This window comes from Metabacillus endolithicus, from assembly GCF_023078335.1.
Lineage (GTDB): Bacteria > Bacillota > Bacilli > Bacillales > Bacillaceae > Metabacillus > Metabacillus endolithicus.
Genome location: NZ_CP095550.1, coordinates 1,168,243 through 1,182,598, shown reverse-complemented (window position 1 = coordinate 1,182,598; position 14,356 = coordinate 1,168,243). Strand labels below are relative to the sequence as shown.

16 protein-coding genes are annotated in these 14,356 nt (G+C 35.6%); 14 read left to right on the top strand and 2 right to left on the bottom strand.

The genetic code is table 11. The annotated features are described in order from the left end of the window. Window positions 1-20: 20 nt before the first annotated feature. Window positions 21-656, bottom strand: a complete 636-nt coding sequence (locus tag MVE64_RS06500; RefSeq protein WP_247344828.1) for a PulJ/GspJ family protein — start codon at window positions 654-656, stop codon at window positions 21-23. Next, window positions 640-1,161: a type IV pilus modification PilV family protein gene (locus MVE64_RS06495; RefSeq protein ID WP_247344825.1), complete on the bottom strand. Its 522-nt coding sequence runs from the start codon at window positions 1,159-1,161 to the stop codon at window positions 640-642. The genes MVE64_RS06500 and MVE64_RS06495 overlap by 17 nt, the downstream gene beginning before the upstream one ends. 136 nt (window positions 1,162-1,297) lie before the next feature. Here MVE64_RS06495 and MVE64_RS06490 point away from each other — a divergent pair, with 136 nt between their 5' ends. From MVE64_RS06490 to MVE64_RS06425, 14 genes are all read left to right on the top strand, one after another. Next, window positions 1,298-2,575 (top strand): hypothetical protein, encoded by a 1,278-nt coding sequence (locus MVE64_RS06490; protein WP_247344822.1) that lies wholly within the window; start codon window positions 1,298-1,300, stop codon window positions 2,573-2,575. A 29-nt stretch (window positions 2,576-2,604) separates the two neighbouring features. Then, window positions 2,605-3,396, top strand: a complete 792-nt coding sequence (locus MVE64_RS06485) for a PRC-barrel domain-containing protein (protein WP_247344819.1) — start codon at window positions 2,605-2,607, stop codon at window positions 3,394-3,396. A 17-nt stretch (window positions 3,397-3,413) separates the two neighbouring features. Beyond that, the gene (locus tag MVE64_RS06480; RefSeq protein WP_247344816.1) at window positions 3,414-4,733 is read left to right on the top strand and encodes a G5 domain-containing protein; all 1,320 of its coding nucleotides are present in this window, start codon (window positions 3,414-3,416) and stop codon (window positions 4,731-4,733) included. A 25-nt stretch (window positions 4,734-4,758) separates the two neighbouring features. Next, window positions 4,759-6,420 carry a GspE/PulE family protein gene (locus MVE64_RS06475; protein WP_247344814.1) on the top strand — a complete coding sequence of 554 codons (1,662 nt, stop codon included), beginning with the start codon at window positions 4,759-4,761 and terminating at the stop codon, window positions 6,418-6,420. Window positions 6,421-6,429: 9 nt separating this feature from the next. Beyond that, window positions 6,430-7,470, top strand: a complete 1,041-nt coding sequence (locus MVE64_RS06470) for a type IV pilus twitching motility protein PilT (RefSeq protein ID WP_247344812.1) — start codon at window positions 6,430-6,432, stop codon at window positions 7,468-7,470. Continuing rightward, window positions 7,470-8,678, top strand: a complete 1,209-nt coding sequence (locus MVE64_RS06465) for a type II secretion system F family protein (RefSeq protein ID WP_247344810.1) — start codon at window positions 7,470-7,472, stop codon at window positions 8,676-8,678. The genes MVE64_RS06470 and MVE64_RS06465 overlap by 1 nt, the downstream gene beginning before the upstream one ends. A gap of 93 nt (window positions 8,679-8,771) precedes the next feature. Next, a complete protein-coding gene (locus tag MVE64_RS06460; protein WP_247344808.1) occupies window positions 8,772-9,230 on the top strand; it encodes a prepilin-type N-terminal cleavage/methylation domain-containing protein in 459 nt (152 codons plus the stop codon). Between the two features lie 82 nt (window positions 9,231-9,312). Then, on the top strand, window positions 9,313-10,083 hold the full coding sequence (locus tag MVE64_RS06455; RefSeq protein WP_247344807.1) for a prepilin peptidase: 771 nt from the start codon (window positions 9,313-9,315) through the stop codon (window positions 10,081-10,083). 15 nt (window positions 10,084-10,098) lie between these two features. Continuing rightward, window positions 10,099-11,094: a type IV pilus biogenesis protein PilM gene (gene pilM, locus MVE64_RS06450; protein ID WP_247344805.1), complete on the top strand. Its 996-nt coding sequence runs from the start codon at window positions 10,099-10,101 to the stop codon at window positions 11,092-11,094. 6 nt (window positions 11,095-11,100) lie between these two features. After that, the gene (locus tag MVE64_RS06445; protein WP_247344803.1) at window positions 11,101-11,241 is read left to right on the top strand and encodes a hypothetical protein; all 141 of its coding nucleotides are present in this window, start codon (window positions 11,101-11,103) and stop codon (window positions 11,239-11,241) included. Window positions 11,242-11,336: 95 nt separating this feature from the next. After that, complete coding sequence (locus MVE64_RS06440; protein ID WP_247344801.1) at window positions 11,337-11,684, top strand: PilN domain-containing protein; 348 nt, start codon at window positions 11,337-11,339, stop codon at window positions 11,682-11,684. Next, on the top strand, window positions 11,681-12,460 hold the full coding sequence (locus tag MVE64_RS06435; RefSeq protein WP_247344800.1) for a hypothetical protein: 780 nt from the start codon (window positions 11,681-11,683) through the stop codon (window positions 12,458-12,460). Before MVE64_RS06440 ends, MVE64_RS06435 begins: the two co-directional genes overlap by 4 nt. A gap of 124 nt (window positions 12,461-12,584) precedes the next feature. Beyond that, window positions 12,585-13,598, top strand: coding sequence for an SPOR domain-containing protein (locus MVE64_RS06430; RefSeq protein WP_247344798.1), 1,014 nt, complete (start codon window positions 12,585-12,587; stop codon window positions 13,596-13,598). A 181-nt stretch (window positions 13,599-13,779) separates the two neighbouring features. Then, window positions 13,780-14,349: a Maf family protein gene (locus MVE64_RS06425; protein WP_247344796.1), complete on the top strand. Its 570-nt coding sequence runs from the start codon at window positions 13,780-13,782 to the stop codon at window positions 14,347-14,349. Window positions 14,350-14,356: the final 7 nt, after the last annotated feature.

Below are 14,356 nucleotides of genomic sequence, written 5' to 3'. Positions count from 1 at the left end.
AGCTGTAACACCTCCAACGGTTAAAAACCAAATTTACTTTCAAGCTTAATTGGATCGGCAGAGATGAGGTCATCTTCTGTAAAATCTTTGTCCTGAAGATGAAGATAAATTTCAATAAGTCCTTTTTCACATGTTGTATCATTGTTATCTTCATCAATACAATCAATAATAGCTATTCGTGATCGTTCTTTTTCATCCATTTCATTCCCAAGAAGGAGTTCATATTTTTCATTAAGAAGGTTGGTTGTAGTTGGATCGGATGTCCCAACACGTGCAGTTAATCTTACTTCGTTGTCTTCTAAGGTAATATCAATTTCTTCCGCAGCATCTAGTTTTGTTTCATCAATAACTGAAGGAAATTGTTCATTTGCTTTTAATTTTTTATCATGACGAATGGTTATACAATTTTCAATTCCATCACAAGGTTTAACCGAATCAATCGGTGTTTCATACAATTCTTTAAGAATAGAAGCAACAATATGATCTGCTTCGTCTCGCAGCTGCATTTCGACTCCTACTTTTTCGTAAACTTTAACTCCCATAATAAATACGTTATATACAACAACCAAAATAATTGATGAGATCAAGATTGTGGCAATTACTTCTAGTAGGGACACACCTTTTTCATTATTAAAAGCCTTAACGAAGTTTTTCATTTGTGATAAACCCCTCTAACCTTGATTCATTTTCTTCATCCCACACAACCAAAATTTCCATCGGAATTAATGAAGTTTGAAGTGAAGAATCGGTATGTTTTTTAAGTTCTACACTTATATTTAGTTGTCGGTTATTCAGGCTGGGATTAAATGTAATCAAACATCTTTCTCTTCTCTGTTTTAATTCTTCGCTTTCACCGTTAAACCAGATATGGCAAACTTCATTTGTGAGGGTAGCTGTTGACCCTTCTCCTTCATCGGTTAAATCATCTACATATTCTTTTTTTATCATCTCAAAACTCTGTTGTTCCATGAAGTTCAACGTATTTCTTGCTGCGTATACTCCTAAAGTATCATTTTCACTTTTTTGTGTGTAGGTCATGGCCTGTGAAAAAAGTGCTAGCATACCTAGAGTTAAAATACTAAAAATAACAATAGACAATAATACTTCAATTAATGTAAAACCTTTGTTATAGGTGAAAAGTTTTGCCAATTTGAATTTCATTCCAATCCCTTCTTTCAAATAGGTCGACTTTATTATACAATAAGTTATAGTCGATTTTTGTCTTTTTTTAGTTAAATACATGGATAAATGATAGAAATATAGGAAAAATTACTTAATCACTAAATGGGGTGATAGTTTGAAGGTATATTTAATGTTAGTAATTGGTTTTATCCTTTTGGTGCCAATTCTGTTTTTTATTCCGTTCGGGTTACATAAAACCGGTAAGATGGTATTAGCAGGTGTAGCTTTACTATGTGCTGCGCTTTTTTCCTTCACCATTCAATTAATGCCTATATGGCAAGCAGTCCCAGCTATCTTAGTTCTTCTAGTAGCAGTAGGTTATTTATTGAATAAAAGGGAGGCTCTTTTTCAATTGGAACATGGAGAAAACACAGATGAATTTAGTCATGATGAGTTATTTGTTTCTAGGGAAGAAAAGGTAGATCTTCAAGAAGAAAGTGATGAATCTCTGTCTAAGAGCATAACTGAAGAGGAGATAGAAGTCACACCTTCTGATAGTGAATTAGAACCAAATGATGTGATTTTAGAATTCGAACCGCAAACATCAGAAAATGAAAGTGAACAAGATTTTCTTGAGGAATTTTTTGATCAATTAGATGCAAGTCAAAACGATGAACAACCTGAATCTAAGACACTAGAAGAGGTTGCTATTTCTAAAGAAAATGATGAGCAGGAAGCACCTTCTAAAGATAAGGTGGAAACTGATTTAGGTGATGACTTTTTACTTGAGCTTTTTGAGGGTCGAGATGTGGTCGACCTAAAAAATGATGAATTCGATGAAATCAGTGGAATCCAAAATGAAATCGAAGAAAATGGAGATGAGCATCAAGACTCAGAGCCATACTCCGAAATGAACGATTTGTTTGAAACGTTAATGAATGATGAAGAGAGAGGATCGGCTTCAGAAATGGAAGAAGACGAAGAGAGGCTTTATACTGAGGATCAGGATATGTTTGAAGTCACCGAAGGATCCGAAAAACAAAAATCTGTTGCGCAGCATAATGTTGAAGAAGAGAGTGAGATAGCTGACATCTTTGAACAAGATCATCTGCTCGAAGAAGAAACTAATGTTCAGCAACTTCCTCCTGAAGTAGAAGAACCAAAGAACCATCATCAGTTATCAAATAACGTTCTAAATATGTTGCTAGAACAACTTCATTACTATAAGAACAATCTTTCTAATCTTGAATATGAAAATGTTCTTCAAAAAGCTGTTTCTGAGGCATCAACTGAAAAAGATTATTACTTATTTGCAAAAGAGCTTTTACAGCATTATTTTGAAAAAAATAAAGAAACTGAATATCATGTATTACTTGAAGATATGAAGCAAAAATTAAACCAATACCCTGTTCTACTTGAACAGTTAACGTGGATAAGTTCTTTAAATAAATAGCAAAAATAGAGAATAGGTGTGTGACACAGATGAAAAAAAGTAGTGAAATCGTAGGTTTACCAATTATTAGTATTACAGCTGGGGTAGAGCTTGGCAATGTAAAATCACTTGTTGTGAATCCTGAAAAAGGGACGGTTGATTTTTTAACTGTTGAACATGATGACTGGCAAGTAAGTGTAAAGGCTATTCCATTTAGTAAAGTAATTGGGATTGGTGAGTTTGCTGTTACAATCGATTCAGATAACGCCATTATTGACCTTAATGAAATTCCAATCGCGAATCAGCTTGTTAATAAGCGAATTAAAATTACCGATACTCGTGTTATTACTCGAAAAGGTCAATTACTTGGAGAAGCCAAAGAGTATTATGTTAATGAAGAAACTGGTGTTATTATCGGTCTTCACTTGTTTGTGAATAATAAAGATGTTTATGTAAAGTCTGAAAATGTTTTAACGTTCGGAAAAGATATATTAGTTGTAAGTGAAGATGCTGCTGCAGCATTACTGGAGTCTGCAAAGCAGCTTGTTGAAGAGGAAGTTTCAACAGAAAAACAAAATAATACGGTAGAAGAATTATTAGAAGATCTATCTCCAGTACAAAAGGAAGATCAATTTGAGGATCTGGATAATGAACAAATTGATGTGATTAAGGAAAAACAAATTCAGTTACTAGAAGGAAAAAGAGTCATTAAAGATATTTATGGATCGAATCAACAGTTACTTATTGAAAGTGGTACAGTATTGTCAATTGATGATATTCAAAAGGCCCAAAATGATGGCCCAAGTACATTCGTTGAACTGTCTATGAATACTGAAATGTAAAAAAGGAGCAACCAATTTTGAACTTAAACAGAGGGTTGAAAATATATTTAGTATTACTTATTTCCACTGTTTATTTGATTAGTTTTTCACAAATGGGTGTGAAGGCTTATGATGCATTTCTGTCAAAAGGAACTTTTGAGCCAGGGACTTTAATTGGTTCTGTCAATATAGAAAATATGACAAAAGAGCAGGCTGTAGATGAACTGAATCAGCAAGTATCAACATGGTTTCAAGGTGAATATTTGCAGCTCTCAATTAATGAGGAAAATACAGTTATAGATCAGGACTTTTTTAACTTGGATTTTCCAGCAACAGTTGACTCGATCACAAGTGGAGAGAGTAATAACTTGATTGTCTCTGTTAATCAAAATGTTTATGAAGAACAACTAAAAACCCTGCTTAATGAGCGATACGAAACAATAGATCATGAGCAGCTCCAAGCAGTGATCTTAGATGCTGTGAGAAAGATGCAAACAGAAAATCAATTTTTCTCAATTGATGCATATGTAAAAAGCGACTTAAATACCGTAGCAGCAGAAAATTTCATTTCAACATCATTTGATTATGCTATGGTACAAAAAGTAGTTGATTCAATTGGTACCATCATCGTACCAGCTCAATCACAAGTTTCATTACTAGAACTTACAAAGAAATCAGAAAATCTTCCACAAGAAGGTTTAAATGTTGTTTCATCAGCACTTTATAAAACATTCCTATCATCCAACTTTGTCATTGTTGAACGCCATACAGGTCATGAGTTGCCAGGAACAATTGAACTTGGGTATGAGGCAAATATTATAAAGGATAAGTCTGATTTAAAATGGTATAACCCGAATCAATCGGAATATACGATTTCTTTAGAGTTAACAAATGCTGGGCTATTTGTAAGAATAAATGGGGCACCTTTTTTATACAGCTATAAGATAAATTTAGAGGAAAAAACATCTTATAAACCAAAATCTATTATTCGATATACTAGTTTACTAGAAGAAGGTCAAGAAAAGGTCATTCAAGAAGGTAAAGATGGTTTATCTGTTAAGATTACTCGCGAGGTGTTTGATCTAGAGGGAGCTCTTGTTGATTCTGAGGAAATTGCAGAAGATTTTTATCCTCCTACTCATAAAATAATCGAAACGGGTTTAATTAATAGATTGCTAAATAATCAATCTACTAACGAAGTAATCACTGAAGAGACAGAAAATGCGGAGCAGGAAACAACAGTAAACGAAGCATCTTCTGAAGAAGACAATGAAAATAGCGATACAGCTGAGGATGAAGTGAAACCTGACAGTGAAGGTATTTGGGAAACTCCTTCAAAAAATGCGATTGAAAAATAATCTTAATTAAAGAAAGGGATTATGGATGAACGATACTAGAAAAAGATTGGGAGACTTATTACTAGATTCAGGACTTATAACAGAAGAACAACTACAATCGGCTCTAGCAGAAAAACAAAAGGGGCAGCGATTAGGGGATGCCTTACTTGAAAGAGGCTTTATTACAGAGCAGCAATTAATTGAGGTTCTAGAATTTCAGTTAGGAATTCCGCATGTAAGCTTGTATCGTTTTCCGTTTGATCAAAAATTAATTAAGCTTGTATCAAAAGAAATGGCTAAGCGAAATTTATTAATTCCAATCAAAGTTGAGGGAGATAAGCTTTTTGTTGCGATGGCAGATCCGATGGATTTCTATGCGATTGATGATCTTCGTCTTGCAACAGGATTTCAAATTGAAACAGCTATTGCCTCAAAAGATGATATTTTAAGAGCAATCAATAAGTACTATGAAATCGATGACAGCATGTCAGATATTATGAACCAATTAACTGTTCAAGATGAGGTTCAGGAAGAAAAAATCACAAGTGATGATTCACCTGTTGTTAGACTTGTTAATCAAATTCTTCAAAACGCTGTTCAACAAAAAGCCAGTGATATTCATATTGACCCTCAAGAAACAAAAGTGTTAATTCGCTTTCGTGTTGACGGTGTTCTAAAAAATGAACGAACATTTCCAAAGCATATGCAAAGCGTTTTAGTTGCCCGTCTGAAAATCATGGCAAATTTAGATATTACCGAGCATCGAGTTCCACAGGATGGTCGAATCAAAATGCATATCGAATTTCATCCAATCGATCTTCGTGTTTCAACACTTCCGACAATTTACGGTGAAAAGATTGTTATGCGTATTTTAGATTTGGGCAGTACCTTAAATGATTTAAACAAGCTCGGTTTTAATAGCTTAAATTTAAAAAGATTCAAAACATTAATAGAAAATCCTACGGGGATTATGTTAATTACAGGTCCAACAGGTTCTGGGAAATCTTCCACTTTGTATGCAGCGTTAAACCATTTGAATTCAGAGGAAGTAAATATTATTACGATTGAAGATCCAGTTGAGTATCAGCTTGAAGGAATCAATCAAATTCAAGTCAATGCAAATGTTGGAATGACATTCGCAAAAGGATTGCGATCCATTCTTCGTCAAGATCCTAATATTATTATGGTTGGGGAAATTCGTGACCGTGAAACAGCTGATGTTGCAGTACGTGCATCATTAACAGGACATTTAGTGTTAAGCACACTTCATACAAATGATTCATTAGGTACCATTACACGCTTGGTTGATATGGGAGTAGAACCATTTTTAGTGGCATCTTCTTTAACTGGTGTTGTGGCTCAACGACTTGTTCGTAAAGTATGCCGTGATTGTGCTTCAGAACAAGCTCCTACACAACGAGAAATCGAGATTTTTGCTAAAAGAGGCTTATCCATTGATAAAGTTGTAAGAGGCAGAGGCTGTGGAACTTGTAATATGACAGGTTATAAAGGAAGATTAGCCATCCACGAGCTTCTTATGTTGAGTGATGAAATGAAGCGAGTGATCATGAATAATGAACCATTTTCAAAGCTCCGTGATCTTGCGATAAAAAATAAAACAATCTTTTTAATTGATGATGGCCTGCTTAAGGTAAAGCAAGGATTAACAACAACAGAAGAAATATTACGTGTAACTGTAGCGGAGTAGGTGAAAACATTGAAAGCAAAAATTGACTCTATATTAAAGCTTGCTTTTGAAAAGCAAGCTTCAGACATTCATTTGTCAGTTGGTGTACCTCCTGTTATGAGAATTAATGGCGAGTTAGTTCGAATTGGCGAAAACATGTTAATGCCTGCTGATACAGAAGAAATGGCAAAGGCAATGATTTCTTCAGCAAAATGGTCATTGTTTGAAGAAAAAGGAGAGCTTGATTTTTCTTACGGAATACCGGGTGTATCTCGCTTTCGTGTTAATGCGTTTCGCCAGCGTTCTTGTATTTCCTTAGCTGTACGAATTGTTCCAAGAAATATTCCATCAATAGACGATTTACAGTTGCCATCGATTTTAAAATCAATTGTGGAAAAGCCTCATGGACTTATCTTAGTAACTGGCCCAACCGGCAGTGGAAAATCAACAACACTTGCGTCGATGATTTCCTTTATGAATCAAACGATGAAGCGCCATGTTATTACACTTGAGGATCCGATTGAATATTTGCATAAACATCAAAAATGCATTGTTGATCAACGTGAAGTTGGTTTTGATACAGGTAGCTTTGCATCAGGATTAAAAGCAGCACTAAGACAAGATCCGGATGTAATCTTAGTTGGAGAGCTTCGTGATTTAGAAACGATTCACACAGCGATAACGGCAGCCGAAACAGGGCACCTTGTTCTAGGAACTCTTCACACGTCGTCTGCTGCATCAACGGTTGATCGGATTATTGATGTGTTTCCGGCTAATCAGCAGCCACAAATTCGACTTCAGCTAGCTTCGGTGTTAATTGGGGTTATTTCACAAAGACTTTTCCCTACGGTTGATAAATCAGGGCGCCGTGCTGTTACAGAAATCCTATTGAATAATTCGGCAGTTGCCAGCTTAATACGTAATGAAAAAACATACCAAATTCCGAGCGTGATTCAAACAAGTAGGGCACAAGGAATGCAAACCTTTGAAAGCTCTCTTTCAGAGTATGTAAAAGCAGGCGTTATTTCTTCTGAAGCAGCCTTACCATACAAACAAGGGACGACAGACTAATGGCAAAGTTTAAATACGAAGGTCGTGACCGTTCAGGTAAAAAGTCTGGAAAAGTTACTGCTAATTCTAAGCGAGAAGCTGTTCTGAAACTGAGTGAACTAGGAATAAGAATTACAAATATTGAAGAAATTCCAGAAACACTGCTAACAAAGGATATAGCGATTGGTAATCCTGTTAAGCTTCAGGAATTTGTTGTTTATCTTAGGCAATTTTCTACGTTGTTACGAGCTGGTGTGACAATAGTTGATGCAACAAATATCTTAGCTAAGCAAACTAGCAGTAAGCCGTTACGAAAAGCATTAGAGCAAATGGAGGATGATTTAAAATCGGGACAAGCCTTATCTGTTGCAGCAGCAAAGCATAAACGGATCTTTTCTTCGATGTTTGTGAATATGATTAAAGCAGGTGAAGCAAGCGGTAGTATGGAAGAAACACTGGACAGGCTTGCTATTCAATATGAAAAACAGCATCGAACAAAGCAAAAGATTCAATCTGCTTTGGCCTATCCAATGGCGGTTGCGATTGTTGCTGTTGTTGTTGTAATCTTTTTGCTAGTTTCTGTTGTTCCTACCTTTGTTTCGATGTTTGAAGGATTTGGAGCACAGTTACCAGCTATCACATTGTTTGTCTTAAACTCTAGTATTTTTATGCAAGAGTATTGGTATATTGTTATCCTGTTTTTTGTTGCTGTTTTTTCTACTTTTTATGTGTTACGTAAAAATAAGCAGACAAAGTATTATTTAGATGTTGTTGCCCTTCGTATGCCGATTTTTGGAAGCATGATTCAAAAAGCTGTATTAGCAAGAATGACAAGAACACTCAGTTCGTTATTTTCAAGCTCTGTGCCGATTCTTCAGTCTTTAGCCATTGTTGAGAAAATCGTTGAAAACGAAGTCGTGGCAAAGGTGATTGCCAATTCTCGTGTTTCCTTGGAAAATGGTTTGTCATTAACTGAACCAATGAAAAAGCACTGGGCATTTCCACCACTTGTTACTCAAATGATCGCCATTGGAGAAGAAACTGGTTCACTAGATGAAATGCTTGGAAAAGTCGCGGACTTTTATGAAGAAGAAGTAGAAAATAGTACAGATCGACTAAAGTCACTAATTGAGCCGTTAATGATCGTTCTATTAGCAGGAATAGTTGGTACGATTGTCATAGCTATTATTGTTCCAATGTTTGACATATTTAACCATGTGCAGATGTAAATTTACAATATTTTTATATTCACTACCTAAACTATTGATGTATAATTAACATAGATTTAGGGAATTAGAACTAAGCTTTTAGGAGGAAAAGAAATGTTAAAAAAACTTATGAAAAATGAGCGCGGATTGACGTTAATCGAGCTATTAGCAGTAGTTGTAATCTTAGGGATTATTGCTGCGATTGCGATTCCGGCGATTGGTGGATTAATCAATAATTCTAGAATCGATGCCCATATAGCGAATGCGGAACAGATTTCAAATGCAGCGAGATTATACGTAACAACTGAAAATGTAAAAATTGCTGATGGAGATTCAAAAACGGTAAAACTTAGCGAATTAATTTCAAAGGGGCATATTGAGAATATTCAAAACCCAAGTGGCGATGGTTCAAACTATGGTGATGATGCTACTCAGGTTAAAGTTCAAAGAAGTGGAAATAATTATCAATACTTTGTAATTCTAAAGAGCAATGCAACAGAAAACGCAGTAGAGTACCTGGACGGAAAAACAGAAACTAGTGCGCTTGCAAGAACTAATATTAAAAATCCATAATCCATGGTATCGTTTATTACATTGAAAGTCCTCGTTTGGGGACTTTCTTGGTATTCTTATTTATTTGATGAGGGGCGCAGTTATGTTAATAATTACCTTACACACCTACATCTTCATACTAGGCGCAACACTAGGCTCCTTTTTCAATGTAGTCGGACTCCGTGTCCCACTAAAAAAATCCATCGCATACCCAAGCTCAGCCTGCCCTGTATGTGACAAAAAACTATCACCAAGCGAACTAATCCCAATACTGTCATACGTACTCCAAATGGGCAAATGCAAAAACTGCAAAACTTCTATTTCACCATTATATCCATCAATGGAACTACTAACAGCGATTCTTTTTACGATTTCACCGCTTTTGGTGGGATGGTCAAAAGAATTGATTATAGCATGGTCACTTATTTCACTTTGCACGATTGTTACCGTATCAGATTTGAAATATATGATTATTCCTGATAAGGTGAATTTGTTTTTTCTTGTTTTATTTTTTATTGAAAGAATGTTCATACGTACTGAACCATGGTGGGATCCAATCGCGGGTCTAATTGTGGGGATTCTTGTACCTCTCGTTATTATTTTGGTCAGTCGAGGAGGTATGGGTGGCGGAGATATGAAGCTTTTAGCTGTTTTTGGTGTTGTGCTTGGCTGGAAACTTGTGCTCCTAACCTTTTTTATCGCCACATTAGTTGGTACCATAGTAGGAGTAGCTGGAATGCTGACAGGTAGTGTGAAAAAGGGCAAACCATTCCCTTTTGGTCCATTTCTAGTTATCGGTGCTTTGGTGGCATATTTCTTTGGTTCTGAACTTATCTCGCTATACATGCTTACATTCTTTTCTTACTTATATTAAGAAGGGGTTTTTATAATGGCTCTTCCTTTATTTAGACAAAATAAACATTCTATTAACTTATATATAACAAATTACTCCATTCAATTGCTTGAACTTAAAAGCATAGATCCACTTGTAGTGAACCATTTTGTTGAAACGTATTTACCTGAAGGAATTGTTGTTGACGGGCAGATTAAGGATGCTGATAAGCTTGCGATGATTTTGGATCAGTGTATGAGTGAATGGGGAATAAAACGCAAACAGGTACGATTTATTACTCCTGATGCTTTCGTCAGTGTACGTAAAGTTAAGGTGCCGGCAGATTTGAAGGATGATGAAATCAAGGGTTATCTTTATTTAGAGCTTGGAAACAACATTCATCTTCCATTTGAAGAGCCTGTATTTGACTTTGTGCCTTTGCAAGAAACTGAGACTGAAAAGGAAATTCTTCTGTTTGCAGCACCAGAGGCTATGATTAAGCAATACACAGAGCTACTTGATGATTTGAAGCTAGAAGCAACTGCTGCAGATTTATCGGCACTTTCTAACTACAGATTGCTTTATAACAAACAGCATGTGAAAAGTAAAGATAACACATTGCTAGTGGAAGTAAAACTTGACTCGGTAAACTTTAGTATTTTTGAAGATTGTAAGCCGATTTTTACACGTCATTTACCGTTAGAGGGAATGTTGAAAAAATGGTCGTACAAACTTGAGCCGGAAACGCAATTATACTATCAATATGAATGTAAAGAACCTGAAGAGCTTGCTCTTCAATTTCGGGATGTAGTGAAAGAAATTGAAAAAATCATCAATTTCTATCGTTTTAGTCTTCATCAAGGAGACCACCAAATATCACATATTGAATTATTAGGTGATAACCCGTATATACATGAATTACAGAAAGATTTAAAAGAACTGGGAACATCCATTACTATTACTCTTTTCAAAGATCGTGTATACACACATAAAAACATAGCTGTTCCCGCTAAGTTTCATACTGTGCTTGGATTAGCATTAAAAGAGGTGTAAATCATCATGTTAGCGGAAATTAATTTACTCCCACAAAAACAGCAACGAAACTACACCAACATCTTCTTTATTTTAATTGTGGCAATCATCTTACTTGGTGCAACGTTGACTATTTTTTCATTACTGAACAAAAAAATGAACAAATAGCTCAATTAGAACAAGAATATGATACAGCTCAGCAGCAGACAACTGTTCTGCAGCAGCAAGCAAGTCAAAGTACTGATTCCGATGCCGTATCAGATTTGGAAAAGGCTATTCAATGGTCTGAAGAATATCCAGTAGATTTTGTTCCTTTATTAAATGAACTAACAAAACAGCTACCTGAAAAGGGATATTTCTATCAAATGGATTACTTGGATAGCTCTTCACTAGAATTGATTGTTCAGTTTGAGTCATCTAGTGAAACGGCCTATTATTTAAAAAGACTTAAAGAATCTGACTTATTGGAAGAAGTGAAATTACTAACAGTAGAAACAGTACCAATTGATGTAGCAGCAGAAGATTCTGTTCCGCGATATCTAGCCGGGTATAAACTGCTTATTGACAGAGCTGCCCTAAAGGCTTTTAAAGAGGAGGACAGTGAAGAATGATTGAATGGAGAAAAAAACATACAATAATCATCGTCCTTACACTTGTTCTATCTTCTCTTGTTGTTTATTTTTCTTATTTACTATTAATAAAACCAAAAACTCAACAAATAGACAGTCTGCAAAGTCAAATTGAAACGGAGAATACACTTATTCAAACTTTGCAAAAGGCTAGTACAGGTTCAAGTAGTAATGAAGCAATGCTTTCTGCAGTAGAATTACAAAAAATTCTTCCTGTTAGTCCTTTTGAAGAGCAATTTCTTCTAGACTTAGAAAAAGCGGAGACAATTTCTAACAGTATGATTACGTCATTAACTTTTCAAGAAGGTGAAGAGGTTACTGCTGAAGAAGAAGGCGATGAGCTTGTCGAAGCTTATGAAGAAAAATTAGATCCTGATGCAGAAAAAGAAAATTCTGAAGTAACATCCAAAGAAGTAAAAACTGAGCCTATGCCGGAAGGATTAGAAAAATTAACGGTTGAGTTAACCGTAACATCTCCGAGCTATTATGAATTAGAAGATTTTATAGGTGTTCTAGAAAACTCGAGAAGAATTACACAAATTGAATCTGTTTCAGTAGAAGGAAATCCTGAATTCGTTCATCTGCTTGAAGATAGTGAAGAAACAGATTATGAATACAATGTTGTGATTTCGACGTTTTATTTACCTAGTTTGGAAGAGTTACGAGAACAGCTACCACCAATTTTTACGCCTGAGCCAAGTGATAAACAAAATCCTTTTACAAATGCGATTGAAGAAGAAGACGAAGATCGATCATAGCCTGTTAAAAAAAATGACGAAAAAAATTAAGGATGAGACGACAAATGTCTTGTTCTTTTTTTATCCTTCTGTTAGCATTAGATCATTATGAGTGGTCGTGTTTTCAAAGAAGGGTGGTAGGCATATGGACAAGCAGACCTCAGACACAGTAAAAATCAAAATAAATGGTAAAGATCGTCCTGTGTCAGAAAAAGAATCAAAAAACGAAGAATATCAAATATCGTCATGGGAAGAGAAGCTGCAGGCTGAAAAAGAAATGGCTTCTGCTAAAAAAGAAGAAGAAGATTTTCCTTGGCTTTTGCCTGATGAAGATGACAGTGTTTTTGAAGATGATCCTAAGGTAGTGACTCCTAAGAAAAAGAAAATTTTATCAAATTCAACAGTTACCCCTTTTGTTTATTCGAAAAAAACAAAAAGCAAAAGTAATTTTGCCACTTTTCCTTTAAAACAAATGTTCACAGTGATTCTTATGGCTATTTTTCTAGGAGTTGGATTTGGTTATATTGCATTAAACTTTTTATCTAATAAAGATATGCCAGATGCGTCTGTTCCTACGGTTGTCACAAATGACACACCTGATGCAGATTCAACCGAGGGTGGTAATACAGAGGAGCCAGCAGCAGCTTCAACCTCTCCAGCAACTCTCCAGCTTTACGTTGTACAAGGTGGAATCTTTTCAACGAAAGAGGGAGCAGATACAGTTTCGTCTACTATAAAAAATAAAGGGTTGGCTTCTACAGTGATTGAGACAGATGGATCTTTCACTGTTTTAGCTGGTATTGGGAAAGAGAAAGCCGAAACAGAAGCCTTAAACAATCTGTATAAACAGAACTCATTTAATGATTTTTGGGGAGGAAAGCAATTATCCCTTTCCATTGCAACTACAAAGACCCCTGATAAGTGGGTAAGCTCAATTGTTACTTTATCTTCACTAGCTTCTCAAGCAACAAATGGACAAAGTGTGAATCAAGATGAAGTATCAGCTATTGAGTCACAATTAAAAGAAATTGAAACTGCGAACGACACTGAAAAGTCTTTACTTAGCAAGCTCTCAGAAGCTGCTGTAAATGTTAAAGCTAATAAAGGCTGGGAAGCTCAGCAAGCAATTTTAGAGGTTGTTGCAAGCTTACAATCGTAGAATAAGAGACTGATAAAAGATATTTTTACTCTTTTATCAGTCTTTTTTTTACAACTTGGCATTTGAGCAATCACTAAAATTCGACACTTTAAAATTTAATATTACAAAATTGTCCTAAAAAAATCCTTTGGTAAGATATAGAAGTATCTTCTAATCTGAAACGAAGAAAGGATGTTTTGACATGAAAAAAAACCTCATTTTAGCTTCAGCTTCTCCCCGTAGAAAAGAACTTCTAGAGCTTCTCCAACTTCCTTTTGAAGTGATCGCCAGTGAGGTGGAGGAGGTTGTTGACGAGAAGCTCAGTCCTGCCGAAATGGTTCAATCATTGGCTGAGCAAAAAGCCAAAAGTGTAGCCGAAAATGTTTCAAATGCTTTTGTTATTGGATCAGACACGCTTGTTGTTTATGAAGGAAAAATGCTAGGTAAGCCTAAGGACTTCGCTGAAGCCGTGCAAATGCTTAAAATGCTTTCAGGAAAAACACATGAGGTGTATACAGGAGTATGTCTTATAAATAACGATGATGTGCATTCCTTTTATGAAAAAACGAGCGTAACGTTTTATTCTTTAACAGATAAGGAAATTGATGAATATGTTCAAACAGGTGAGCCAATGGACAAAGCAGGTGCATACGGTATTCAAGGGTATGGATCATTGCTTGTAAAGGAAATACATGGTGATTATTTTTCAGTAGTTGGTCTGCCGATTGCTAGAACAAAAAGAGAGCTTGTTACAGCGGGGTTCACATGGTAAGAGGAAA